Source organism: Saccharibacter sp. EH611, from assembly GCF_009834765.1.
In the GTDB taxonomy this organism is placed as follows: domain Bacteria; phylum Pseudomonadota; class Alphaproteobacteria; order Acetobacterales; family Acetobacteraceae; genus Saccharibacter.
In genome coordinates this window covers 69523-94279 of the sequence record NZ_WVHP01000024.1, presented here as the reverse complement: position 1 = coordinate 94279, position 24757 = coordinate 69523, and the positions used below count along the sequence as shown (strand labels likewise).

At 52.1% G+C, this 24757-nt stretch carries 19 protein-coding genes, 1 tRNA gene and 2 rRNA genes; 11 read left to right on the top strand and 11 right to left on the bottom strand.

The window, feature by feature from the left end; translation table 11 throughout:
* From GS535_RS09525 to GS535_RS09515, 3 genes are all read left to right on the top strand, one after another.
* Positions 1 to 753: ribosomal RNA gene (locus GS535_RS09525) — 23S ribosomal RNA — on the top strand; the annotation flags it as partial.
* 87 nt (positions 754 to 840) lie between these two features.
* A 5S ribosomal RNA gene (gene rrf / locus GS535_RS09520) occupies positions 841 to 955 on the top strand.
* 33 nt (positions 956 to 988) lie between these two features.
* Positions 989 to 1065 (top strand) — tRNA-Met (locus GS535_RS09515).
* Positions 1066 to 1628: 563 nt separating this feature from the next.
* Here GS535_RS09515 and GS535_RS09510 read toward each other — a convergent pair.
* From GS535_RS09510 to GS535_RS09465, 10 genes are all read right to left on the bottom strand, one after another.
* Positions 1629 to 2042: a DoxX family protein gene (locus GS535_RS09510; protein ID WP_160792471.1), complete on the bottom strand. Its 414-nt coding sequence runs from the start codon at positions 2040 to 2042 to the stop codon at positions 1629 to 1631.
* 177 nt (positions 2043 to 2219) lie between these two features.
* Positions 2220 to 2648: an organic hydroperoxide resistance protein gene (locus GS535_RS09505; protein ID WP_160792470.1), complete on the bottom strand. Its 429-nt coding sequence runs from the start codon at positions 2646 to 2648 to the stop codon at positions 2220 to 2222.
* Positions 2649 to 2718: 70 nt separating this feature from the next.
* On the bottom strand, positions 2719 to 3768 hold the full coding sequence (locus tag GS535_RS09500; RefSeq protein ID WP_160792469.1) for an NAD(P)-dependent alcohol dehydrogenase: 1050 nt from the start codon (positions 3766 to 3768) through the stop codon (positions 2719 to 2721).
* 145 nt (positions 3769 to 3913) lie between these two features.
* On the bottom strand, positions 3914 to 6049 hold the full coding sequence (gene mdoH / locus GS535_RS09495; RefSeq protein WP_160792468.1) for a glucans biosynthesis glucosyltransferase MdoH: 2136 nt from the start codon (positions 6047 to 6049) through the stop codon (positions 3914 to 3916).
* Complete coding sequence (locus tag GS535_RS09490; RefSeq protein WP_160792467.1) at positions 6046 to 7590, bottom strand: glucan biosynthesis protein; 1545 nt, start codon at positions 7588 to 7590, stop codon at positions 6046 to 6048. The genes mdoH and GS535_RS09490 overlap by 4 nt, the downstream gene beginning before the upstream one ends.
* A 114-nt stretch (positions 7591 to 7704) precedes the next feature.
* Positions 7705 to 8376 carry a dethiobiotin synthase gene (gene bioD / locus GS535_RS09485; RefSeq protein ID WP_160792466.1) on the bottom strand — a complete coding sequence of 224 codons (672 nt, stop codon included), beginning with the start codon at positions 8374 to 8376 and terminating at the stop codon, positions 7705 to 7707.
* A complete protein-coding gene (locus GS535_RS09480; RefSeq protein ID WP_160792465.1) occupies positions 8373 to 9164 on the bottom strand; it encodes a methyltransferase in 792 nt (263 codons plus the stop codon). The genes bioD and GS535_RS09480 overlap by 4 nt, the downstream gene beginning before the upstream one ends.
* Entirely contained in the window at positions 9161 to 9793 is a 633-nt protein-coding gene (locus GS535_RS09475) for a biotin synthase (protein WP_160792464.1), read from the bottom strand. The genes GS535_RS09480 and GS535_RS09475 overlap by 4 nt, the downstream gene beginning before the upstream one ends.
* Positions 9784 to 10974: an 8-amino-7-oxononanoate synthase gene (locus GS535_RS09470; RefSeq protein WP_160792463.1), complete on the bottom strand. Its 1191-nt coding sequence runs from the start codon at positions 10972 to 10974 to the stop codon at positions 9784 to 9786. The genes GS535_RS09475 and GS535_RS09470 overlap by 10 nt, the downstream gene beginning before the upstream one ends.
* Positions 10971 to 12227 (bottom strand): adenosylmethionine--8-amino-7-oxononanoate transaminase, encoded by a 1257-nt coding sequence (locus tag GS535_RS09465; RefSeq protein ID WP_160792462.1) that lies wholly within the window; start codon positions 12225 to 12227, stop codon positions 10971 to 10973. The genes GS535_RS09470 and GS535_RS09465 overlap by 4 nt, the downstream gene beginning before the upstream one ends.
* 218 nt (positions 12228 to 12445) lie before the next feature.
* Here GS535_RS09465 and GS535_RS09460 point away from each other — a divergent pair, with 218 nt between their 5' ends.
* From GS535_RS09460 to GS535_RS09435, 6 genes are all read left to right on the top strand, one after another.
* On the top strand, positions 12446 to 12967 hold the full coding sequence (locus tag GS535_RS09460) for a hypothetical protein (RefSeq protein WP_018980736.1): 522 nt from the start codon (positions 12446 to 12448) through the stop codon (positions 12965 to 12967).
* A 31-nt stretch (positions 12968 to 12998) separates the two neighbouring features.
* Positions 12999 to 13538 carry a DUF5384 family protein gene (locus tag GS535_RS09455; protein ID WP_160792461.1) on the top strand — a complete coding sequence of 180 codons (540 nt, stop codon included), beginning with the start codon at positions 12999 to 13001 and terminating at the stop codon, positions 13536 to 13538.
* Between the two features lie 159 nt (positions 13539 to 13697).
* A complete protein-coding gene (locus tag GS535_RS09450) occupies positions 13698 to 17354 on the top strand; it encodes an autotransporter domain-containing protein (RefSeq protein WP_160792460.1) in 3657 nt (1218 codons plus the stop codon).
* A 20-nt stretch (positions 17355 to 17374) separates the two neighbouring features.
* Complete coding sequence (locus tag GS535_RS09445; RefSeq protein ID WP_160792459.1) at positions 17375 to 17899, top strand: invasion associated locus B family protein; 525 nt, start codon at positions 17375 to 17377, stop codon at positions 17897 to 17899.
* Positions 17900 to 17957: 58 nt separating this feature from the next.
* Complete coding sequence (locus GS535_RS09440; protein WP_160799198.1) at positions 17958 to 18842, top strand: DMT family transporter; 885 nt, start codon at positions 17958 to 17960, stop codon at positions 18840 to 18842.
* Position 18843: 1 nt separating this feature from the next.
* Entirely contained in the window at positions 18844 to 19170 is a 327-nt protein-coding gene (locus GS535_RS09435; protein ID WP_160792457.1) for a YnfA family protein, read from the top strand.
* A 48-nt stretch (positions 19171 to 19218) separates the two neighbouring features.
* Here the strand turns inward: GS535_RS09435 and GS535_RS09430 are convergent, their stop codons facing one another.
* The gene (locus tag GS535_RS09430) at positions 19219 to 20691 is read right to left on the bottom strand and encodes a YdiU family protein (protein ID WP_160792456.1); all 1473 of its coding nucleotides are present in this window, start codon (positions 20689 to 20691) and stop codon (positions 19219 to 19221) included.
* A gap of 286 nt (positions 20692 to 20977) precedes the next feature.
* Between GS535_RS09430 and GS535_RS09425 the strand changes: the two genes are divergently transcribed.
* On the top strand, positions 20978 to 23179 hold the full coding sequence (locus GS535_RS09425; RefSeq protein ID WP_370518170.1) for a peptidase domain-containing ABC transporter: 2202 nt from the start codon (positions 20978 to 20980) through the stop codon (positions 23177 to 23179).
* A complete protein-coding gene (locus tag GS535_RS09420) occupies positions 23176 to 24747 on the top strand; it encodes an HlyD family type I secretion periplasmic adaptor subunit (RefSeq protein ID WP_160792454.1) in 1572 nt (523 codons plus the stop codon). Before GS535_RS09425 ends, GS535_RS09420 begins: the two co-directional genes overlap by 4 nt.
* Positions 24748 to 24757 lie beyond the last annotated feature (10 nt).

Below are 24757 nucleotides of genomic sequence, written 5' to 3'. Positions count from 1 at the left end.
TTGAACCCAAGGCGCCAGTCTTGGTGGAGTCATCCTTGAAATACCACCCCCAACTCTTCTGATATCTAACCGAGACCAGTAAGCCTGGTCCGGGACCCTGCATGGTAGGCAGTTTGACTGGGGCGGTCGCCTCCCAAAGGATAACGGAGGCGCGCGATGGTAGGCTCAAGTCGGTCGGAAACCGACTGTTGAGTGCAATGGCATAAGCCTGCCTGACTGCGAGAGTGACAGCTCGAGCAGAGACGAAAGTCGGCCATAGTGATCCGGTGGTCCCTCGTGGAAGGGCCATCGCTCAACGGATAAAAGGTACTCTAGGGATAACAGGCTGATCTCCCCCAAGAGTTCACATCGACGGGGAGGTTTGGCACCTCGATGTCGGCTCATCACATCCTGGGGCTGGAGCAGGTCCCAAGGGTTCGGCTGTTCGCCGATTAAAGTGGTACGTGAGCTGGGTTTAGAACGTCGTGAGACAGTTCGGTCCCTATCTGCCGTGGGTGTAAGAGACTTGAGAGGATTTGTCCCTAGTACGAGAGGACCGGGATGAACGAACCTCTGGTGCACCGGTTGTCACGCCAGTGGCACAGCCGGGTAGCTAAGTTCGGAATGGATAACCGCTGAAAGCATCTAAGCGGGAAACCAGCCTTAAAACAAGGTCTCACAGGGCCGTCCAAGACCAGGACGTTGATAGGTCAGGTGTGGAAGTGCGGCAACGTATGAAGCTAACTGATCCTAATCGCCCATATCTCTCACACATCAAAAACACATGCACAGTAGTCAGTCACACTCTCTTCAAAAAACACCAACCAACACTCCCATCACCTTACAGGGTGAGCGGGAAGACCTGGTGGCTATGGCGGGGGCTCCAAACCCGATCCCATCCCGAACTCGGCCGTCAAAACCCCCAGCGCCTATGATACTGCTCCTCGATGAGTGGAAAAGTCGGTCGCCGCCAGGTCCCCTCGCTTACCCTTACAATACCACCCACTAACGCGGGGTGGAGCAGCCCGGTAGCTCGTCAGGCTCATAACCTGAAGGTCGTAGGTTCAAATCCTACCCCCGCATCCAATACCCCATAAAAATCGAATATGATGTACTTCTCAAAGGACAAATGCTTCCTGTGTCGCGCGTCTTTGTTATACAAAGACCTATGGAACAGCCCATGCCTCCCAGAAGTTCCGTGGAGTGCATCTTGTTATCCCAACATAACGAAAAGTGTCTGACGGTAGCTGTTCAAAATGGGACTACAGGCACCACCGTCTGATTGAAAACCTGTGGGCAAAGTCCAAGAAACGACGAGCTGTCGCAACTCGATATGAAAAACCGCATCGTCTTTTTGAAGTCATATCGGCACAGAGATGTAAAAATTATTATTCCCGTAAATTTTTCTTCAAACAGTATAGACGTTGTTTATACCTTTCATATTTAGTTGGGTGGCACTGATTGAGCAGTTGCTATCTGAAGAGAGAATTTTTTACTTGGCTTAAGAAACACGATCCTGATTTGGGTATCTGCGTTACGATAAAGTCATCATTCGGCTTTTTTAGAGGTTGTAACACCTGTTTAGAGAGATGTTACAACCCTTTCCGATGAATATTTATAGGTATTATAGTCGACGTAGCTTCTAGAACTTAAGAAGCTTTTTTCTTGAGAAGAGCGTAACGACCTGATCCCGCTAAAGAAATAGCAATAAGCCCACCTGCTAGGCTGAAATTTTTGTAGAAGTGGATAAGCATATCATAACGCATCATGCCGCTCATGGTCCAAAATTGATGGCCAATAAGAGCTGTGATGATTGTATATACGGCTAAAAGTAGGGCAATAGGTGTAACAAAAATTCCCAATAGAATGGCTAGTCCACCTCCAAGTTCTACGATAATGGCAATGATTGCTGCTAAAGTAGGCAGTGGTGTGTGGAGGCTGTGCATATAGCCGACTGTAACATCAAAACTAGTGAGCTTCATCCATCCCATGATGAGAAAGAGAGAAGACAGAAGGATACGGGCAACGAGTAATAGCCCGTCTCGTTGAGCAGCGTTTTGCATAATGTGAGTCTCGTCATAGTTGTTGTAAGAGGTTTCTTATAAAGGATGATTGTATAAAAGTATCGTAACAAAAAAGAACAAAAGCGGTTCTTTTTTGGTTCTCATAAAAGAATGAACTTATATAAAAAAAGCCGACCTAAATAGGCCGGCTTCCTCAAAGTAGGGAGTATAGGGAATTTAGTTTTCAATCTTAATTGTTGTCGCGATATTCCCCTTTGTCGCATGGGCGTAAGGGCAGATATGTTCTGTCTTCTTCACGAGCTCTTCGGCAACAGAGCGATCCATTCCTGGCAAGGAGACTTCGAGGTCGACTGTGATGCCAAAACCGCCGTCTGTGCGGGCGCCAATGCCAACAGTTGCTGTGACATGTGTTTCATCAGGAAGGGTAATGGTTTTGTCTTGAGATGCGGCAAACTTCATAGCTCCTAAGAAACAGGCGGAATAGCCTGCAGCAAAAAGTTGCTCAGGGTTGTTACCCTGACCATTCCCACCAAGTTCTTTTGGGGTGCCAAGGTCAACTTTAAACTGACCATCCAGCGTTTCAGCATGGCCATCACGCCCACCTGAAGCGCGGGCTGTTGTGCGGTATAATACATTTACAGACATGGTAAAAACCTTTCAAAAAGAAGGCATTCCACGGAGAGTTTCTGCGAGGAATACCTTCATAAATTCTTAATTATTCTGCTGGGAGAGAAGCCATATCAATGACAAAACGGTAGTGAACATCGCCACGTTCGAGGCGCTTATACGCGTCGTTAATATCGTTGATAGAGATAATTTCGCAGTCTGGCAGAATGTTCTTCTCACCGCAGAGATCAAGAAGTTCTTGTGTCTCAGCAATCCCACCAATGAGCGAGCCAGCAACCTGACGACGTCCCATAACAAGCGGAACGCTGGAGACATCACCAAGGGAACCGATCTGTCCAACCAGAACCAAAGCACCATTTAGATCCAGTAGTGGTGTGTAGGGGCCAAGGTCATGTTGTGATGGAACGGTGTCGATAATGACGTCGAAGCTATTAGCTGCTTGTTCCATCGCTTGTTCATCGGTGGAAATAAGAACCTTATGGGCACCAAGAGCTAATGCATCAGCTTTTTTGTTCTCAGAGCGGCTGATAACCGTCACCTCAGCGCCCATACCGACGGCAAGCTTAACGGCCATATGGCCTAGCCCACCAAGCCCGATAACGCCGACGCGTTTACCAGGGCCTACATTCCAGTGACGCAAAGGAGAGTAGGTGGTAATGCCAGCGCAGAGCAGCGGTGCTGCGCGTGAGAGGTCTAGCCCTTTTGGAACGCGTAGAACGAACTCTTCACGAGCGATGACTTGTTTCGCATAACCCCCGTGAGTGAGTTTTCCATCAACGCGGTCAACCCCGCTATAGGTTGGTGTAAATCCTTCGCGGCAATATTGCTCGTCATCTTGTTTGCAGGGTTCACATTCCTGACAGGAATCGACCATACAACCGACCGCGACGGTATCGCCAACGGCGTATTTTTTAACGTCGGGCCCAACAGCGGTGACACGACCAATGATTTCATGGCCAGGAACAATTGGGTAAGAAGAGTTTCCCCAGTCATTATTCACCATATGAATGTCGCTATGACAGACCCCGCAATAAAGCACTTCCATAGCGACGTCATTATTGCGCAATTCACGATGTTCAAACGTGAATGGCTGGAGAGGGGCTCCGCGAGAGGTCGCTGCATATGCTGTGGTTGTCATGAATGAACCCTCATTACTGGTTATCTATGGGGAGCTAGGCTATCATAGTTCTATAAATATGGAACTATAAACGAGGTTTCTTCTGCTCCCCATCTACAAGGAGGTGGGAAAAAGCACATGGCTTTTCAAGGTAAGGATGGGTTCTTTATGTTTCAGGCAAGCGTAAGAGGCGAGAAAGTCCTTCATCGCAGGTAAGAAGAGCAGCTTTTTCCTTAGGGTTTAAGCGCGCTAAAGCGGCCTCAAGGGAAGGGCTTTCGCGCAGTTTAATGAGTCCAGTGAGTTGCGGAATATTGATAGGGTCTCCTGCTTTGCGTGAGGGGGGCAAAGCAGCGCGGTGCAAGGCACTGAGTTCAGTAGAGCTCCTGAGCAAATGGAAGGCATCTGTCACTTTTTGTGTCGTTGGAATGCGCGATTGCTCATCATGTGCGTAGTTCAAAATGGGTGGCGGTGCACTTTCCTCAGGAATGAGAAGCAACCCAGTATGACGAGCTGTTTCCCCAACAGCGCGGCTGCTTGTGAGGGCGACGAGCGGGATCGCGAGCACAAGGCCAATCAACACCGGGATCATCCATAGAAAGAGCGCTGTGGAGACAGACCATGCCGCGGCGCTGAGAAGCAGGCCTAAGATGGTGTAAATGCCGTAACGCCGGGAAATATCGGCCAGAGGAACACGGCCATCAAGACGGTTTTGAGCGCTCCAGCCGGAGTCCCGTCCTAAAAGAATCGAGAGGATGGCTGAGGTTTGGATGAGCATTGCAATAGGAGCAATGAGCGCCCCCAAGAGAGTTTCTAACAGCACAGAGCACCCTAAAGCCAAAACACCCCCGCATTTACGTCGTTCGGTTGGAGAAGCGCAGCTCGCGATAAAGGCAAGAAGCTTTGGTGCCAGCAAGATGAACATGGTGCCAAAGAAAACAGTTCTGGCCTGAATAGGATCCACATGCGGCCAATGCGGGTAGAGTGTGCGTTGGGTGCCGAAATATTCAGGATGATAAAAATGCGCTTGAAGGGAAATCAAAATCCCGCAGAGGAGAAAGAGCAACCATAAAGGGGACATAACATAGGCCCCCATGCCGACCAGCATATGAGAGCGGCTAATCCAATGAAGCCCCTTTGTCCCGAGAAGACGTGCATGTTGCAGGTTCCCTTGGCACCAGCGGCGATCGCGAATGGCGATGTCCGTTAAAGAAGGAGGGCTTTCTTCATACGACCCATGAAGGCCGGGCACCATATGGATTGCCCACCCCCCGCGGCGCATTAGGGCGGCTTCGATAAAATCATGGCTGAGAATGTGCCCCCCAAAAGGAGGCTTACCGGGAAGGTGCGGAAGACCTGCTTGCTCGGCAAAAGCTTGCGTGCGGATGATGGCATTATGGCCCCAATAATTACCTTCTGAGCCATGCCACCATGCGATTCCGTGAGCAATAAGTGGCCCGTAAATGCGGCCTGCAAATTGCTGCATTCGCGCAAAGAGCGTGTGTCCGTCAACAATAGCAGGGAGGCTTTGGATCAGCCCAACATGGGGGTGCTGTTCCATAGCGGCGGCCATACGTACCATCACGTCGCCATCCATGAGGCTATCCGCGTCTAAGGTGAGCATATGAGGGTAGGCTGCTCCATAATCGCGCACCCACTCACCGAGATTGCCCGCTTTACGGTCAATATTATGAGCGCGGCGGCGGTAAAAGACACGCCCTTTTGCCAGAGGGTTCTTGCTCAGCGTCAGGAAAGCTTGTTCTTCTTGCACCCAAATATCAGGGTTGGTCGTATCAGAAAGGATAAAGACGTCAAAAGCGTTGGCTTGCCCAGTGTCATGCAGGCTGTGCAGCATGGCACGGAGATTGGCTATGAGACGCTCAGGGGGTTCGTTGTAGGTGGGTAACAGCAGAGCCGTGCGGTCATGAAGCGTCGGCAGTGGCCCGGAACGCTTGATGCCTAATCCTAAGCCCTTACCTCGTAGTAAAGAAACGAACCCACCAAGGGAGGAGACAAAAGAAAGCGAGATCCAAAAGCTTAGAATCGTGAAGAGGATCAACATAATGACCCCCAAGGTCGAAAGACCAAGGGAGTTAAATACTTTGTTGATCTTTTCAACACTATAGGCGGTGAGCAATAATGCCCCGCCAAAGACGAAGACGCGTCGTGCCCAGAGGTTTGTAGGTGTTGTGGCAAGGCGCCAAAAGCCCCGCCCATGCCGGTCGGGGGCGCGGTGAATGTCTTGTACCGGCATCGCTAGCGGTGCACGGGGAGGCATTAAGGGTGGAAGCGTCGCGTTGCTCATGGGGTCCAACGATAGAGCCAGTTTTCAGAAATGGGGCCTTGGTCTGTGGTTAATTGAGCCTGCAATTCGCAGAGCTTGGCCGTGCCGGGGACGAGCTCAAAGAACGCGCGGAGTCCTTGTGTTTCAGGATTAGGCATGAGTGTTACGTTACGAATGGTACCAGTCGAGGTTGTTGGTGTTAAATGGAAGGCCGTATCTTTGGGGAGGGAATGAAAGGGTTCTCCAATAAAATCGAGGACAAAAAGCCGGGCTTCTGGGTGGTCAACAACTCCACCGACGCGCGTCGCTGTCACGCGGGCCAAGCGCGTTGGCCACGGCGTGTCCCAGCCCCAATACATACGATAGGTAAAGTGATAAGCCTGCCCTGCTTTAAGAGGGTGTTTAGGCCGCCAGAAGGACACGATATTATCGTTGACTTCACTTGGTGTGGGAATCTCGACTAAGTCAACAGACCCTTCACCCCAATTCCCGACAGGTTCGATCCAGAGGGAAGGGCGTTTTTCATAATGAAGGGCGAGGTCTTCATAATCACGGAAATCATGCTTGCGCTGCATCAGGCCGTAACCGTAAGGGCCAGCATCGCTAAATGCAGAGAATTGCAGATCCGTTGGGTTCGTTAAGGGGCGATAGAGTTGCTGGCCTGATCCTGTCCAAATTTGCAGAGCTTCACTATCATGAGCGGCAGGGCGCCAATCATTGATATGCTGGCGGTCATTGGCATCAAAATAATACATTCCCGTTAGGGGGGCGATGCCGCTGCCGTCGATGTCTCGACGGGGAAAGAAAGAGGATTCCACATCAAAAAGTGTCGTGTCACCAGGGCGGATGGTAAAGCGGAAGGCTCCTGTAAGAGAGGGGCTGTCCATTAAGGCGTGGATGACGACAAAATTATTCCCCGGTGCTGGTTTTTCTAACCAGAATGAGCGGAAGAGCGGAAATTCTTCTCCCTTTAACGTACCGGTATCTTGCGCGAACCCCCGTGCTGAAAGACCGTAATTCTGCCCTTTTGCTAAAGCACGGAAATAGGAAGCCCCGAGGAAAACCGCGCACTCTTCCATCACACCGGGTGTGTTGAGCGCGTAGCGCAGACGCAGGCCTGAGAAGCCAACGTCTTCCGTAATACGGAGAGAACCATCGCGGTAGGTGAAGAGGTCGGGGTCATAAGTGATGGAGTTGGCTTGTCCATCAATGACTTCAAACATTTCAATACGTGGACGGTAGAGATAGCCACGGGGGAAGAATTCGACGTCAAAAGCGAGATTATCCCCATGCCAAAGAGCTTTATCTGGATTGTAAGCGATCGACATAAACTGGTCGAAGTTCATGTGCGCCAGTGCATCAGGAAGGGCGTGTGAGGGTGCTTGATAGGGGTGTTCGGCCAGAGCCTTGGCGAGATCGCGGACAGTATTATTATCAAAACTATGCGTAACAGGGGCTGCTGTACTTTGAGCACGGCTGGAGGTGCCCATAAATGGGAGGAGAGACAACCCGGCGCCAGCGTGCAAGCTAGCTTTGACAAAGTCACGGCGATAAATAGGCATAGACTCGTATAATATCCTGCGTAGAAAGGTACCATGCATCATAAAACGTCACCCGATGAAACACGAGTGGGATGGCGATTTAGTGACAACATGTATCAAACAACGATGTCACCATCATGTAAGGCTGCCTGTAAATGATGGAAGACGTTGCGCGGTATGCTGCACGTGAGCAGGGCTGAGTGTTGGCAGAGGGTTGATATGAAAGAGGCACCGTGTCTGCCCTAATCGCTCAAGGCTCTGCTGATTGTCCTTATTTTCAGGCCCGTTACTGATAAAGCCGAGCACAGGAATAGAGCGGCGATAGAGGGCTTCTAGGCTGAGGAGACTATGGTTAAGAGTGCCTAGCCCACTGCGTGTGACGAGCACAACGGGCAAGCCAAGCTGGGCGATGAGATCAATCATCATCATCGAGGATGTGATGGGCACCATGAGTCCGCCGGCCCCTTCGACAACGAGGGGGGCTTCTATATTGGGGAGCGTGAGTGTCTCCGGTGCGAGTGTGATCCCTTCTTGACGAGCGGCAGCTTCAGGGGCGAGTGGGGCTTGCAGCGCGTAAGCGGGAGGGATGATGCGTTGAGGAGGGAGGGACGCCAAGTGACGAACCGTTGCGGTATCGCCAGCTTCTTCAGCGAGACCTGTTTGCAGTGGTTTCCAATAGGTTGCTCCCCAGGCGTGTGTCAGGAGGGCGCTGGCTAACGTTTTCCCAATGCCTGTATCTGTCCCGGTGACAAACACACCGCGTGGCGGTGTGGTGGGGAGCGCCGGTGGAGAGAAGAGAGACGTCATAAAGAAGCTTTTTCAAAGAGGCCGTACCCAATATGGTAGCGCACTGTGCGGTGATGGTCATCGAACCACCGTATAGCCCGCCGTAGGGACTGGCTTTGTAACGTTGTATGGCCTTCTTGCGGAAGAGAGGCCCCAATCTGTCGTAATTCACGAAGGAAGATCCGTGCAGAAGGCACAGAGTCCGTTAAGATACTGTCTGTCCAATGGCCTGTTCCACCGTCTGGCCATTCACGCTCAAGTTGTGCGAGGGATGGATAGATGGGCACGCCGCAAGCAGTCTGGGTAGCATGGCAGCTCTCACGCCATTCTTGCAAGCTATGCTCAAGAAGGGTGCTGACCATGAGTTTCCCACCAGGTGCGAGGAGAGCGCAAAGCCTCTGGAGGGCTTTGGGGCGGTCGGTAAACCACTGCCAACAGAGGCTGGACGTGATGAGATCAAAGGGCGGATGAGCCGGTTCTGCCCAATCGGTCTCAGGATGTTCGCCATCCATAAGACGATAGGAAACACGTTTATCGTCCCCTAGCCGAGCGCGCGTGCGTTGGAGCATGGCAGGTGCAAGGTCGGTTGCGCAGAGCGTTGCTTGGGGGAAAAGTGTGAGAAGCTGTGCGCTGAGAAAGCCCGTTCCGCATCCGAGCTCTAAAATACGACGCGGGGGGTGTTGGACTGTGGCTGTGGCGATGTGCTGAGCAAGCTGAGTAGCGCAGCGTTTTTGGACGCGAGCCGCTTGGTCATAATGATCAGCAGCATCAAATTGGGCAGCAATGGCGGTCTTGCGGTCAGATTTCATGGGTTATTGATGATTGTCTGAATAAAAGAAGCACAAAAAGCAGGGTCTGTGAGAGGGAGGAGATGCCCACCTTGGCGGGTGGTAGCCTGTGCAGGAGCAGGTAGTCCGGCGCGGGCGGGTGAGAGAGGGTCGTCAGCGCCCGCAAGGCTGTAAAGACGCCCGTTCCAGCGGTCAAGGAAGGGGCGATGATTGTCGTGACATAGGCGCTCTAACCCCGCGTGAAGACGGTCACTTTGGAGGGGGGCGTTAGGAAGGGGACTGTGATCACCGCATGACTGGCGGAAGCGATGCAGCACATCGTTAGGCTGGGTGGTTAGGCGGCGCTGCATGCGGGCGATCATACGAGGAGGGATGCCGTGAGGGAAGTCGTCGCTTTCGTGAAATTGAGCAAACCCATTTATGGCGATAAGGCCGAGACATTGTGGGAGTTCTTGGCCCAAAAGGGCCATGACACCGGCCGAATGTCCCACAGCCCAATAGGGCGTTGATGGAGGAGGTGGGAAAGAAGGAACCCCGTAATAGCCCTCATCGATGAGTAGCGGTGTGACATGAGGGAGTTGGGCCAATAGCGGAGCCCAGAAGGTTTGGTCATAGCTCCAACCATGATGACAGTACAGGGTTATGGACATGCAGGCCTCGTCTTAGGGACATGGCGGGTGAGGAGAACAGTAAGGCGGTCTAAAGCATCGTCCGTTAAGCGTGTGTCGAAAGAGAGGCGAAGCCGGGCTGTATGAGGGGGGACTGTGGGGGGGCGGATAGCCATCGCGAGGAAGCCCTCGTTTTCTAATGTCTGAGCAAGGGCTAGAGCATCGTGACTTTCTCCGACCAAAAGTGGCACGATATGCGTGCTGGAAGCTCCGGTGCACCAGCCTGCCTTTTGCATGGTGGTGCGGAATTTCTCGGCTTTGTTCAGGAGAGAGGCGCGTGCATCATCAAGGGTAGGGACGACCTCTAACGCGGCGTCTAAGGCGCCAAGCACGGCTGGAGGAAGAGCGGTGCTATAGATAAAGCCAGAGGCATGGTTGAGCAGATAGTCACATAAAGCGCGGCTGCCGGTTACAAAAGCGCCCATCCCGCCAAGGGCTTTGCTTGCGGTACTGAGTGTGATGTCGGCAAATCCTGTTGAAAGCCCTTGTCCATGAGAGCCAAACACACCGGTGGCATGGGCCTCGTCCACATAAAGAAACGCGTTAAAGCGATCAGCCAGTTGTCGGAGCCCGGCAAGATCGGCACGGTCACCATCCATCGAGAAAACGCTTTCTGTGATGATAAAGGCTAGGCCTTCTTTGTCGTTATGGCGGTTGAGCTGCTCTTCAAGATGAGCGAGATCATTATGACGGAAGCGGATTTGTCGTATTCCTGCGCTTAAACAGCCTTGGTGGAGGCTGGCATGGTTGAGCTTGTCCATAAAAACGCGGGCTGGATGGCCTGTTTCTTGCTTGGAGAGGGCGCAGAGGGCCGGGAGAATGGAGGCATTTGCCTGCCAACCTGTGGCAAAAAGCAGTGCGGCTTCGGACTGTTTAAAGGCAGCGATCGTGTCTTCAAGTTGGAGATGGAGATCCAGCGTGCCGGTGACCAAGCGAGAGGCGCGTGCTCCTGTGCCGTATGTCTCTGCCCATTGGGCAGCGCGCTGACAAAGTAAGGGATGGTCGCTCAATCCCAAAGTGTCGTTAGAGGATACATCAACCAGCGTGCGACCGCGACGTTCACTCAGCAGCCCCTGACGAGACACTGCGGTAAGGTGGCGGCGTGTGTGGTTGCGGTCACGCCGGACGAGGGCACCGTGAAGGGCTTGGTCAAGAAGACTCATGAGCGCGCCTTTAACACACGGTAGATAGCCCCTGTGAGGCGTGAAAGCTCGTCAGGTGTAATCGTAAAGGCCGGGGTGAGATAGATAATCCTGCGGAAAGGACGGATCCATACAGCTTCATCAAGAAAAGCGCGGTTGAGAGCGGGGGCATCGTCAAGTTGATCAAGTTCTATAACGCCAATTGCCCCTTTAACACGGACATCACGCACACCAGGAAGGTTGCGACAGGGGGCCAGCTCCTGCTCAAGCTGCTGGGCAATGGCGTGCACTTGCTCCAAACGGGGTTCCTGCTCAAAGAGATCTAGTGACGCATTGGCGACAGCACAGGCGAGCGGGTTGGCCATAAAAGTTGGGCCATGCATGAGGGCGTGGAGAGGATTATCGGAGAGAAAAGCTTCAAAAACGCTTGTGCGTGCAATGGTGGCCGCTAAGGGGAGGGTGCCGCCTGTAAGAGCTTTGGAGAGAGCCACGATATCAGGCACAATGCCTGCTTCTTCAGAGGCGAAGAGGCGCCCGGTGCGGCCAAAGCCTGTGAAGACTTCATCAATAATAAGCAGAATTCCATGCTGGTCGCAGAGGCGACGCAGATGGCGGAGCGTTTGAGGGGTGTGAAAGACCATTCCTCCAGCGCCCTGCACAAGAGGTTCGGTAATCATGGCCGCAATTTCATGCCCGCGTTTTTCTAAAAGCTGCTCGAGCTCGGCCAGATGTTCCGGAGTGGTGGGGAGGTCAGCGAGGACTTGGCGGGGTAGGGCGTCTCCGAAGAGGGAATGCATGCCTTCTTCAGGGTCACAAATGGCCATCATCCCCAGCGTGTCGCCATGATAGCCGCCACGGAAAGAGAGGAGCTTATGGCGGTTAGGTGTCCCTCGATTGAGGTGAAATTGCACGGCGATTTTGCAAGCAACTTCCATCGCGACGGAGCCGGAATCGGTGAAGAAAACGCGATCAAGGTCTCCGGGGAGGAGGGTACTAAGTCGGGAAGCTAAGGTAAGTGCTGGCTCATGAACCATCCCGCCGAGCATAATATGGGGCATGCGCTGGGTTTGTTCGGTGATGGCGCATCGAAGATGGGGGTGATTATAGCCGTGGCAGGCCGTCCACCATGAAGCGATGCCATCAATGAGTTGGCGACCGTCGCGTAAGGTGATGGTGCTGCCTTCTGTTCGTGTGGCCTCGACAGGGTAGGGGGCTGTTTTCATCTGGCTATAAGGCAGCCAGAGGTGGGGAAGGTGAGCAGCAGAATGAAACATAAGGGGGTATAAGAGCGCTGTATAAAAGGAGATAGAATTGGTACTGTTGCCGTACCAATGAGCACGACGCAAGGTGAAAGCGTCCGGCTACTTTGTAACATGACAGAATCGAAATTTGTCAAAAGCATAGATTATGCGTATGGCAATAGAAAAAATGATATCTATGTATATGAGACCATGAAGAGATATCAGGACGTGGAATAGATCTGGAGGATCAGATGGTAAAAGCACATCGTCTCGTGGGCCTTGGCCTAACGTCTTGTCTCGCGCTTGGTGCTTGCGCGACCCCAGGTGAAGAATCTCGCCCTGATGTTTATGACCAGTCGCAGGTTAATGCCATTCAGCGTGGTCGTGTGGTGACAGTGATTTCTGTCTCTGCTGCACGGGTGCGTGTTGATAACTCCCAAAATCATGAAACATCACAAATTGTTGGTGGAATTCTAGGGGCTGCCTTGGGTGCTGGGTTAGCATCGGGGGCTGGTGGAGCTGGTTGGGGCGGTGGCTTAGCTGCTGGTGCTGGCGGCGGGGCTGCAGGGGCACTCGCCGGTGGTGCGATTAACCAAGGTCGTACGATCGTTAAAGGTGTTACGATTGCTTACCAGGATCGCGCCGGTGGTGAGGCGTTATTATCGACGCAAGTCGGACGTCCATGTGAATATCACCCTGGCACAGCATTGCTTGTCACGACCAGTAGTGGCGAGACACGCGTGCAACCGAATGCTTCATGCCCAACGAAGTAAGGTTTTATGGGTGAGAAAAGGAGAGTGTCTCATGAGGAAACATCGTCTTTTATCTCTCAATGTTGCGGCTTTTGTGCTGGCTAGTGGTGTAGGATCAGTTGCTTGGGGACAAGCGACTGACCCAGCTCAGCTTGATCAGTTAGGCCGCCTACAAGATAGCCAAGATGCACGCCGGGTGGCTTTGCAACAAGCACAAGAAGAAGCGACGCGCAGGGCGGCTCAACGCCAAATTCAACAGAGCCAAGCAAAGGCACGAGCTTTCGCTCAGGCGAACGCGCGGGCTTTTGCGGCTCAGCAAGCACAAGCTGCTCAACGTGCGCGTGAACAACAAGATGATCAAAGATACCGGGATGCTAATCGAGCACTTGATCTGCAAGAGCGGCAGCTTCAGCTAAAAATGGCGGAGGCACGTGCTAATCATGCAGAAGATTATGTGCAGAAAGATTTGCAGCAACAGCAAGCTTCCATTGATAATGAGCGTGCGGTTGTGCAGGGTGACCAGAAGCTTAAATCGGACGTGGGTCAAGCAACGCGTATGAGCCAACGCCATTGGTGGCAGTGGAAAGACTGACGAAGAGGTTTCTTGGTTTTTCTGGGGGATGAGCATGTAAAAAGGTTTTTGCATGTAGTTATGACAGTCCAAGAGGAAAATGGCCTCTATTTTCGTAAGGGTTTTCTTATCCTAGAAAACCCTTATATAGATTTTCCTCTGTTAGAAAAGTGGGAAGAAATGAGCCTACGCTGGGCACATATTGGGGCAAGCTGCGCGCTATGCTGCGTCCTTTTGGGAGGCAGCATAAGTCGTGATGCACATGCAGCAGATACGGCGACACAACAAGGCACAGCAGACAACCCTTTTTTGGATGGGACGTATGACCTTTCTACCCTTGGGGAATCAGCCGCAGGGTATGTTTGGGCCCCCGTCAAAGAAGCTGTGCTTGTGGGGCAGGGGAGTTATACCGGCACAACGCAAGTTTCCCAAGGAACGGTACAGCTTGGTGATGGCACAAAAGACGGTATTATCAGTCAAAAATCCGGTATTTATTTATCTAAAGGGAATTCTAATTTAACGCTCAATAATACTTCTGAGACATCGTTTGATCAGGTCGTAACGGGAGAGGGATCGCTTGTATTTAAAGGGGCGAGCGGCGCTGACATTACAGGAACTGTCATTTTAATGAATCCTAACCCCAATACAGGGAGTGGCAAAAGTGCCAGTACGAGTGGGGGTAAGGCTATATTTCCAACGGGACTAACGGATACGCCATTGAGCGGTGACATTGTTACGCGTGAAGGGACACTGAATATCACCGGAAGTGGCGCTAATACGAGCGACTTAGATTTTGTTGCGACAAAAGATAACTCTATGTCGGGGAGTATTGTCGATACAACGACACGGGCAGTTTTAGGCACGGTTGATGCTCGGGGTGTTCCAACGGCTTCAGGTAAGGATGAGGCGACGCGCTTGTTGAATGCGGAGCGTTTAAAGGGATTTGTCGCCAATAATGATTACATTATTATTGGGCAAGCTGATCGTGGTAGTATGACGGTTTCCAATGGGGCTGTTGTGGCGGCCGATACCAGTACGGTTAATGTTGGTTTGGCTGCAAGCGCGCGCGGATCTATGTTAACAGTCGATAATGCGTGGTTTCATGCTGGTATTTTATCCGTTGGTAATGGGGATTCAACATATGATTCTCCTCATTATGACCCAAGTCGTGCACCGAGCACGGGAAATGGTTCCTTGTCGGTTATAAATGGAGGTGTGGTAAATTCTACAGTTAGTGTGGCTGGCAATTATTTAGGTGGGGTTGGCACGATAAAAGTCATCGGAAATGAAGATAATGTAGGGAACTCTTCTTCTACACAATCAATATTAGCAGCCACAAATTTTTTCGTGAATGGTTCAGGAATAGGTACGGTAACAGTTGGTGACGACACGAATAAAAATAGTGGGTTAATTGCCGTTAAAAATAGCGTCGCCTTTGGTGTGCCGAGCCAAGATGATCTTGTTGGGGCTAATAAAGATAATCAAATCGTGCAGGAACAATTAAAACAAAAAAGCGGATATCTTAATATTCAGACAGGAGGAACGGTCTCTGTTAGTGATCCGCGTGATACGCATGGTAATGTAATTGCAGATGCTATTTATGCGGCGGATAATGAAAAGTCGTATCAATTCAACCTTAATGGTGGGACGCTTCAACGTGGTGCATATAATGATACGGCTTCTGTTATGTCTAACCTCACGACTGGATTAAATATATCCTTAAATAAAACATCTTATATGGATACAAATGGCGGTAATATCGTCCTTAATGGCATGTTATCTGGGGCGGGCGGAATTATTAAACAAAGTCAAGGCAATCTCGTTTTCACACATCATAATAGTTTTGATGGGGATATAACGATTGAGAAGGGTTCAGTGCTTTTGGCTTCAGGGAGTGGAGGAGAGCAGGGGGATTTTGGAAATTCCAAGTTGATTTACCTTCAGCAAAAAGATGCTTCTGTGACAATGAGCCAAGTAGGGACAGCAACGTTTGGGCAAACGATTGATGGGGCTGGGTCTGTCGTCCAGTCAGGCGATGGCATGACGGTTTTGACCGCTGATAACAGCTATACGGGTGAGACAACCATTAATCGTGGGAATTTGCGTATTAATGGGAACCAAAGCAGCGCAACAGGCCAAACGACGATTAGTTCTGGGGGAACCTTGTCGGGGAGTGGAACGGTTGGTGGTCCAGTTATCGTTCATGATCGAGGAACGATTTCAGCGGGTGGAGATGATGGAGATCTGCATCAAAATTTGACGATTGCAGGCACGGGGCAGCGCGATCGAGATAATTTGATTATTGAGACAGGCGGTATTTTAAATGCCAATATAGGGTCGGATAAGACATCAGAAGACACCCATGAAAAAGGCTATGTCTATCACGAAGGCAATGTTCTTTATGTCACTGGGAAAGCGCGTTTTGGGGAAGGAAGTATTATTAACCTTTCAACAAATCCTGACAAAACGCTGCGTTACAATGTTGGCTATCGCGTGTTGCAAACAACAGACGGTGTGGAAGGGGATCTTTCAAAGGTTAAAACGAGTAAAAACTATCTCTTCTTGAATCAGCAGGTAGGTCATGAAGGCGATAGTGATTTTAGTACTGTCGTCGATGCGAATGGCAATATGATTCCTTCCGGTCAAAGTAATCCTAACGCTGTAGACGTCATTTTACACCGTAATTCTGTCCAGTATAATTCGATTGCGACGACCCGTAATGAACGGGCTTCAGCTAATATGTTTGAGCAAGTAGGGGCGAACTCTGATGCCGCCCAAGCTTTTGCTCAGATGACCGATGCTGGGCAGGCCCGGCATGCGCTGAATGCGCTGTCAGGAGAGGTGCATGCCTCGTTGCGCACGGCACTCATCCAAAATAGCTTTTACACGCGCCAAGCAGTGCTGGATCGTTTAGCAACGGCGGATTGTGATGGGCCGAGCAGCGGTGGAGTGATTTCGACAGCAGATTGGCAAACGCGGCGCCGGACAGATGGTAAATGTGTTTCCGATCGTGCCGTTTGGTGGGGGCAGGCTTATGGCGGGATGGGTCATAATGATGGTGCTGCTGGTGCGGCGAGTATGAGCCATTCAGTCGCCGGTTTTATTATTGGTGCGGATAAGCCGCTTGAAAATGAGTGGCGTGTGGGTGGTTTTGTTGGATACGCTCATTCCATGATGGGTGTTCATAGTCGAGCATCATCAGGACGCAGTGACGATATTTCAATTGGGGCCTATGCGTCTAAGCAGTGGGGCGCTTTCTCATTGCGGACGGGGGCGATTTATACGTGGAACTTGATTAATATAAATCGCCAAGTGGACTATACGGGCTTTCACGATAAGAATAACACGCATCAACATGGCGGGACGGCTCAAGCTTTCGCTGAGGCAGCCTATCGGTTCCATATTACAGACCAAGCTCGGATCGAGCCTTTTATTGATATGACATATGTTAATCTTCATACGCGGGAGTTTACAGAAGGTGGAGGCCAGGCTGCGTTGCATGGTCGGGGGATGGATACAGGCGTTGGCTATATGACAGCAGGTGTAAGAGCGTCAACGCGATTTTGGATTAGGGATGCGCTCGTAAGCCCGTATGCAATGGTGGCGTATCGTCGTGCTTTCGGTGATGTCTCACCGAGTGTCCATCAAACGGTCGTCTCAGGAGGCCCTGACATGGATATTAATGGCGCACCCATGTCAGAAGATAGCGTCGTGGCGGATGTGGGCGTCCAGGCACAATTGACCGATATGATTGATGTGAGCCTGTCCTATTTCGGCCAATATGGAAATCGCGGCTATGATAATGGTGGTCGTGCTAGTATTCGGGTGCATTTTTAAACAGAGGGAAGGGACAACCCATGATGAAGAAGGTTTTCCTTCTTGCACTTCTTGGATGGATGGTGATGGGGCCGCAAGAGGGTGCACAGGCCGCATCATCTCTTCCTGATGGTGTGACATCACTCAATGAGACGTACCAGGATTGGAGCTTATCGTGCCATGTGAAGGATAATCAGACGGATTGTTCTGTCACCCAACAAGCCTATGATAGTAAAACGCAGCAGCGTTTTTTCAGTATTAAATTTCGCCCGCAAGGAGATCAAACACATGGTGTGGCTTTATTGCCCTTTGGGCTTGATCTCAACCACGGCCTTACGATCGTGACTGATGGTTTGCCGGTAGGGGACATTTACTCTTTTACAACATGCTTGCCAGAAGGATGTATCGTCCCGCTTGATTTGGACGAGGGGCAGTTTTCTGCGCTGGAAAAAAGCCAACATGCGTCTCTGTCTTTTATGACCCTCTCAGGGCATGTCATGAAGCTTCCGCTTTCAAGTGCGGGGTTAGAAAAGGCGCTTGAGCGTGCACATGCATTGACGCGTTAATCTCTGTTCGGTCGTGTTTTTTCTAGGAATGCCGATACGCTCTTGCTAGAGCGAGAAGATGTCTCACTCCTCTCGTCGTTTTATCCCTCTTTGTGTGTTGGTGTCGGTTCTGTCGTGGGCCAGCGCTTATCCTGTTGTCCGTTTAGCACTGCGTGACCTCCCGCCCCTACCGTTGGCGGCATTGCGCTATGCTTTGGCGGCTCTTTTGGCGGCTATGTGGCTGTTGGTCTCGCGCGCTCCTATGCCTCACTGGCGCGATGCCCCCCGGCTTTTAGCCTGCGGGTTTTTTGGGATCACACTCTATAATGTCTTCTTTAACCTCGGTGAAACGACGTTATCATCAGGCGCAACAAGCCTCGTGATTGCGACAGGGCCTATCATGGCGGGGCTTCTGGCTGTCTTGTTTACGCAAGAGCGCGTGACGGGATGGGGCTGGCTAGGGTCACTGACGAGCTTTGCTGGGGTGGCGGTAATCGTTAGCGGACAAAAAGAGGGGTTAACCTTTGGTTCTGGTGCTGGAATGGCCCTGATCGCCGCTTTTTGTGCGGCGATGTATACCGTATTGCAGCGGCCTTTAGTCCAGCGTTATGGCGGTTTAACGGGGACAGCCTATGTGTTAATGATCGGTGCTTTCTTTCTTCTGCCTTGGTTGCGTGAAGGTGTTGCGCATTTGTCCCATGCCCCAGCGCGGGCGTGGTGGTGCGTGGCAGAGCTTGGCCTTGTTCCCGCTGTGATTGGCTATGGTGTATGGAGCTTTGTGATCGGGGCTCTTGGGGCGGCGCGTGGCGCCATGATGCTGTATTTTTTGCCCCCTGTGACCTTTATCCTGGCCTTTCTTCTTGAAGGCGTATGGCCGGATTTGATTACCCTTTTGGGGGGCGTTGTGGTGCTGCTCGGTGTTGGGATGAGCCGTATCAAAAGGGATTCTAAGAAGGCGACGTGAGATGCAAACGTTAGCGCTCTACGTTTTGGCATCCTGTGCGGAAATTGCGGGTTGTTTTTCCTTTTGGGCATGGCTTCGTCTGGGGCATACGCCTTTATGGCTGGTGCCGGGTGGGGGTTGTTTAGTTCTGTTTGCGTGGCTTTTAACCTTAAGCCAAGCTGACCATGCTGGACGCGCTTATGCTCTTTACGGTGGGGTGTATATCATCACGAGCTTTTTATGGGGGTGGTGGGTTGAAGGGGCGCGGCCCGTGCCCAGTGATGGGCTCGGGGTGTTGTTGTGTCTTTTAGGAGCCGGCGTGATCCTCTACGGGCCGCATTGGTCGTAGGAGAGCGGCGCCTTCCCCTTGTATAGAACAGGAGGAAGGCTGTTTGTCTTAGGTGCCGCAATAGGTGTTGGTGACTTGCTCTTCTGTTGTTGGTGGGAGATCGAACCCATCATCACCCTCGTCAAACGGATGGCGCAAGGCTTGATGGAGATGATGGAACGGGGCCATGTCGCCAGAATAGGCGGCGGCAATAGCCTGCTCAACGCGATGGTTGCGCGGAATAATCCGTGGATTGGTTTTAATCATCGCCTCATGGCGTTCTTGGGGAGAGCGTGTTTCTTTCTCCAGCCGATGGAGAAGCTCCGTGCGGCATAAGTCCATATGGCCGTGATGATGGTGTAGGGTTTCACGCACAGCGTGATAATTATCATGCAAAACGGGGTTTTCCCCACTTAACGCGCGGAAGAATTGTGTAAAATCAGCGTCTCCTTGATGCATCGTGCTCAAGAAATGCTCGAGAAGACGAACATCATCCTCATGCTGTGTGGCAAGGCCAAGTTTTTGACGGAAAGTCGTGAGCCATTCATGGTGGAAAAGTCGGTCAAACTCTTTGAGGGCGTCCTGAACCTGCCCAATGGCACGATCTTCATCGGTATCGATGAGCGGTACAAGACATTCAGCAAGGCGGCAGAGATTCCACAGCGTGATATGGGGCTGGCGTCCATACGCATAACGCCCGTGTTGGTCAACGAAGCTGAACGATTTGAGCGGGTCATAGGTGTCAAGAAAAGCGCACGGGCCGTAGTCCAGCGTTTCTCCTGACAGGGTGCAATTATCCGTGTTCAGCACACCGTGGATGAAACCTACGCCCATCCAGCGGGCTACGAGAGCCGCCTGACGTTGAACGGTTTGAGCCAGCATCGTCAGATAGCGCTGCGGGTCATGAGGGTTAATCTCTGGGAAAAGCCGTTTTATCGTAAAGTCAGCGAGGGCTCGTACTGTAGAGAGGCCGCCATGTGCGGCGGCATATTGGAAGGTTCCAACGCGGATATGGCTTTTGGCAACGCGGGCAACCACAGCGCCGGGGCGGGCTTGCCCATCGCGTTCAACGTGTTCTCCTGTGGAGAGGACAGCAAGGGCTCGCGCGGTGGGAATGCCAAGAGCGGCCATGGCGTCGCTGACAAGATATTCACGCAAAGCAGGGCCAAGGGCGCAATAACCGTCGCCTCCGCGTGAGAACATTGTTGGGCCTGTTCCTTTGAGGTGCAGGTCGTATAAGGTTCCGTCAGGGGTGGTAAGCTCTCCGACCAGCATGGCGCGTCCATCACCAAGGGAGGGGACAAAATGCCCAAACTGGTGCCCCGCATAGGCCATAGCAACGGGGGGCTTGCCGTCAGGGCGTGTGCCTGAGCTAAGTAGGGCGATCCCTTCAGGTGAACGAAGCCAGTCTGGGTCTAGCCCGAGCGAGCGGGCGAGAGGTTCATTGAGAGCGATAAGGCTGGGCTGCGCTGGTGCTGTCGGAGTGAGGGGAGCAGATAACCCTTCGGGGAGATCCTGCGCATAATGACGCGACAACAACATACATAAATTCCTTATAGAGAGCGTTCTTGTCGAGATGGGCGGTCTGCTGAGGGAATGAAAGAGTGAGGATTGGGAAATAGCGCCTTTCTCTTTTTCTCTTCATTTCTGGAGAAGGATATGAGAGAGGGAAAAGGTGTCATATGGTCATTTAGAACCATTATGGTTATCATGTTTCTAATCTTGACATGTTAAAGGATAGTCTGTGGCGCAGCAGCCCTCTCCTGGAAGCCCCCAGTCGGCAAAACTTGAGCCGGGTAGCCCGGTTTATATTCGGCTTCGTGCAGTTATTGCCGTCGCCCATTACCATGGGTTGGAGCTGGATATGCGCGATTTTGCGGCTGAGCCAGAGGAGGATTCTCCTTCCCCGGCAAGCTTGGTGCGGTGGCTGAGAGAGCAGGGCGCTGTTGCTAAGGCCATGCATCTGCGCTGGCGGTATTTGGTTCGGATGGGCAACACACCGCCGATTGTTCTGATGTTCCGTGATGGTTCTGCGGGACTGATGGTCGGCTCGAACCCTGAAAAAGGGGTCGTGTGGTTGCGTGACCCTCTTAAAGGAGAGGGGGAGCCTCCTATCCCTGTAGATCAGCTACGGCTGACGCAGGTTTGGACGGGGGATGTGGTTCTCGTCAAACGGCGCCGTGATGAGGCCGAGGGGGATGCGCGGTTTGACCTTGCTTGGTTTGCCAAGATGGTTCTGCGCGAGAAGCGCGGCCTGCGTGACATGGTGTTTGGCTCGATGGTCATGAGCGTGTTGCAGGTTTTTCCGCCGTTGATCGTCATGCAGGTGATTGACCGTGTGGTGAACTATCACTCAATGGCAACGCTGGTCTCGCTGATGGGTTTTGTCATTATTTTAGGCGTGTATGAGATTTTGCTTTCTTATGGACGTCAGGAGCTGACCTTGGTGGTCACCACGCGTCTTGATGCGCGTATTTCACTCCATGCGTTTAATCGGCTTTTATCCCTGCCGTTGGAGTTTTATGAGCGCCAACAGGCTGGTGAAATTCTCGGGCGTTTTTCATCGGTCTTTAAAGTGCGTGACTTTATGACCGGCCAGCTTCTGAGTACGATTTTGGATATGTTCGTGCTGGTCGTGGTGATGCCGGTCCTGTTTTACATGAGTCCCACCATGGCGTGGCTGACCTTTGCGGCAGCAGGGGCCATTGGGCTGGTGGTGGTCATTATGTTGCCTGCGATTAGTCGCGTTGCTGGTCATCAAATCCGCACGGAGATGAAGCGAAACGCGACCCTGTACGAGACAGTTGCTGGGATCAGGACAGTCAAAACGCTTGCTCTTGAAAATCCACGTCGTGAAGAATGGGATGATCGCACCGCAGAGGTCGTGCGTTGGCGTTTAGCCGCAGGGCGGATTTCAAACTGGTCGAACTCCATTGTGATGCCGCTTAATATGTTCATTAATCGCGGGATCATCATGGTGGGGGCTTACCTCACCTTGACCAATTCTAGCTCCATGCAGGGTGGGGCTTTGATGGCCTTTATGATGCTTGGTGGGCGTGTTGCCTCTCCTTTGGTGAGCTTGGCGCGCATGATGGAATCAGTCAATGAGGTGACAGTTTCCCTCAATGAAGCCGGGATGGTGCTTAACCAACCAACAGAATCCAAAGCACTAACGACGGGCATGCGCCCTCCTATTAAAGGGGCTCTTAGCTTTGTTGATGTGAACTTTTCTTATCCAGGATCAACGGCGAAAGCGCTAGATGGGGTGAACTTTAGCGTGCCGGCGGGAACGATGCTGGGGCTGGTTGGGCGGTCTGGTTCGGGTAAATCAACCATTACGCGTTTGTTGCAAGGGGTGAGCCGTAATTACACAGGCTATCTGCGCTTAGACGGTATTGATATGCGCGAGATTAACCTGCACCATTTGCGACGCTCCTTTGGGGTGGTGTTGCAAGATAACTTTCTCTTCCGTGGTACGATTCAGGACAATATCACGGCAGGTCGTCCAGGCCTGACCATTGATGACGTCGTGCGGGCGGCACGCATGGCTGGGGCAGAAGAGTTTATTGAACGTATGCCCGCCGGGTATGAGACATGGATTGAAGAAGGCTCCACCAATATTTCCGGGGGACAGCGGCAGCGTTTGGCGATTGCTCGTGCCGTGATCTGTGATCCCAAATTGATGATTTTGGATGAGGCTACCTCGGCCTTGGATCCGGAATCGGAGGCTTTGGTGAATGCGAACCTTCAGCGGATCGGTAAAGGGCGTACGATGGTTATCGTGTCGCACCGTCTGTCTTCGTTGGTGGATTGTGACCAGATTGCCGTGATGGATAAGGGCAAGGTTACTGCTATTGGGCCGCATTCAGAGCTTTTGGAGAGTAGTGAGGTCTATCGAACGCTTTGGCTCCAACAAAATCGTCATGTTAATCCGCAGGCTGCGGAGGAAGCAGAAGAGGATGAAGCGGCCGATGATCAGAAAAGGGAGGCACGGCAGGGGCCGCAGCCTTCTGAGGGAGATGACGCATGAGTGAGAATGAGCACACACCTCATGACGATGACCCTCGCGATACGGCTTCTTCCTCCCATGATGGGGAGACTGAGAACACGCGTGATAAAGCTCGTGCTGACGGGCAAGACTCTTCTGCCGATCAGGGAGGGCACGAAGAGGAAGCTCCCAAGGAAGGGGGGCATAATGTTCCGCGTAAAGCCACAGACCCCTTTGCCCCTGATGGTATGCCCGTGGCCTTGCTGGAGTTCCACTCTCCAACGCGTGGGCTGGTTAATATGCCCGCCACGCCATCGGCACAATATATTGTTTGGGTCACAGGCAGCTTGCTTATTATGAGCTTGCTGGCAATGGCGCTTTTCCCCGTCAATAAGGTGGTATCTGTTAAGGGACGGCTTATTTCCACCCAACCAACAACCCTTGTGCAGCCTTTCGATAGTGGGGTGATCCGTTCGCTTGATGCGCATGTGGGAGATTATGTGCATAAGGGGCAGGTGCTGGCTCGCTTGGATCCGACATTAAGCCAAGTGGATATGGAGAACCTTGTTGCCCAGTCTCAACTCTTGCAAGCACAGGTGGACAGACTGAAGGCGGAAGCCGCTGGGCAAGAATACCATCCTGACCTCAATGTTCCGGCCTCCATTCAGCAGGGTGAGACGTATTTACGGCGTCACCAAGATTATATGGCCCATATTCAAGACTTTGACCATCGTATTGCGGGGATGGAAAGTGACCTTCAGGGGGCACGGGCTAATGCTGCGATGTTTGCTAGCAAGCTGCGGGTTGTGTCTGCTGTATTAGAGATGCGGCGGCGTGAACAGAAGGAAGAAGTCGGTTCGCGGCTTTCCACGCTTGGGGCGCAGGATGCTGTCATGGATGCTGAGCGGGCATTGATTACGGCTCAGCAACAAGCTAATGGCACAGAAAGTCGTCTGAATGCGCTAAAAGCGACGCGAGAGAGTTTCATTCAGTCTTTTAAAGCAGAGGCTTACACAAGTTTAGCGGAATCAGAGCGCCGTCTTGATGAAACGCGTAGTGAGTACCGTAAAGCGCGTGTTAAGCAGCGCATGATCTTGTTGCGCGCACCGACGGATGGTGTTGTGCTCACGGTCGCTCCAGTGTCTGTTGGGGCGGTGGTTGATCCACAAGTGCGGATCATGACACTGGTTCCAAGTGCGACAGGGCTGGAAATGGAAGCTATTTTGCGTGCACAGGACGCAGGGTTTGTGAAGCTAAAAGACCATGCGATTATTAAGTTCTCGTCTTTTCCGTATAATATGTATGGCGGAGCAGAAGCGACCGTGCGGGTCATTAGTGCGGATACTTTCCTGCCAACGGATATTTCGACAAGCAACATTCGGGCTGGGATCAACCCTGAAGAGCTGGCAACACAAGGGGATGCCCCCGTTTTTTATCGGATCCGTTTGCGTGTGGATAAATATACGCTTCATGGGCAGCCGTCTTTCTTCCATCCGGCACCGGGTGTTCCTGTCACGGCGGATATTGATGTGGGGAAACGTACGATCATCAAGTATCTGTTTAGTCGTATTGTCCCAACCCTCACCAATGGCATGAGAGAGCCATCTTAGGTGGGTGACG

Excerpts from the sequence above, each read along its gene's own strand:
- GS535_RS09510 (WP_160792471.1), bottom strand. The coding sequence starts at position 2,042 with ATGCAAAACGCTGCTCAACGAGACGGGCTATTACTCGTTGCCCGTATC.
- GS535_RS09505 (WP_160792470.1), bottom strand. The coding sequence starts at position 2,648 with ATGTCTGTAAATGTATTATACCGCACAACAGCCCGCGCTTCAGGTGGG.
- GS535_RS09500 (WP_160792469.1), bottom strand. The coding sequence starts at position 3,768 with ATGACAACCACAGCATATGCAGCGACCTCTCGCGGAGCCCCTCTCCAG.
- mdoH (WP_160792468.1), bottom strand. The coding sequence starts at position 6,049 with ATGAGCAACGCGACGCTTCCACCCTTAATGCCTCCCCGTGCACCGCTA.
- GS535_RS09490 (WP_160792467.1), bottom strand. The coding sequence starts at position 7,590 with ATGCCTATTTATCGCCGTGACTTTGTCAAAGCTAGCTTGCACGCTGGC.
- bioD (WP_160792466.1), bottom strand. The coding sequence starts at position 8,376 with ATGACGTCTCTCTTCTCTCCACCGGCGCTCCCCACCACACCGCCACGC.
- GS535_RS09480 (WP_160792465.1), bottom strand. The coding sequence starts at position 9,164 with ATGAAATCTGACCGCAAGACCGCCATTGCTGCCCAATTTGATGCTGCT.
- GS535_RS09475 (WP_160792464.1), bottom strand. The coding sequence starts at position 9,793 with ATGTCCATAACCCTGTACTGTCATCATGGTTGGAGCTATGACCAAACC.
- GS535_RS09470 (WP_160792463.1), bottom strand. The coding sequence starts at position 10,974 with ATGAGTCTTCTTGACCAAGCCCTTCACGGTGCCCTCGTCCGGCGTGAC.
- GS535_RS09465 (WP_160792462.1), bottom strand. The coding sequence starts at position 12,227 with ATGTTTCATTCTGCTGCTCACCTTCCCCACCTCTGGCTGCCTTATAGC.
- GS535_RS09460 (WP_018980736.1), top strand. The coding sequence starts at position 12,446 with ATGGTAAAAGCACATCGTCTCGTGGGCCTTGGCCTAACGTCTTGTCTC.
- GS535_RS09455 (WP_160792461.1), top strand. The coding sequence starts at position 12,999 with ATGAGGAAACATCGTCTTTTATCTCTCAATGTTGCGGCTTTTGTGCTG.
- GS535_RS09450 (WP_160792460.1), top strand. The coding sequence starts at position 13,698 with ATGAGCCTACGCTGGGCACATATTGGGGCAAGCTGCGCGCTATGCTGC.
- GS535_RS09445 (WP_160792459.1), top strand. The coding sequence starts at position 17,375 with ATGATGAAGAAGGTTTTCCTTCTTGCACTTCTTGGATGGATGGTGATG.
- GS535_RS09440 (WP_160799198.1), top strand. The coding sequence starts at position 17,958 with ATGTCTCACTCCTCTCGTCGTTTTATCCCTCTTTGTGTGTTGGTGTCG.
- GS535_RS09435 (WP_160792457.1), top strand. The coding sequence starts at position 18,844 with ATGCAAACGTTAGCGCTCTACGTTTTGGCATCCTGTGCGGAAATTGCG.
- GS535_RS09430 (WP_160792456.1), bottom strand. The coding sequence starts at position 20,691 with ATGTTGTTGTCGCGTCATTATGCGCAGGATCTCCCCGAAGGGTTATCT.
- GS535_RS09420 (WP_160792454.1), top strand. The coding sequence starts at position 23,176 with ATGAGTGAGAATGAGCACACACCTCATGACGATGACCCTCGCGATACG.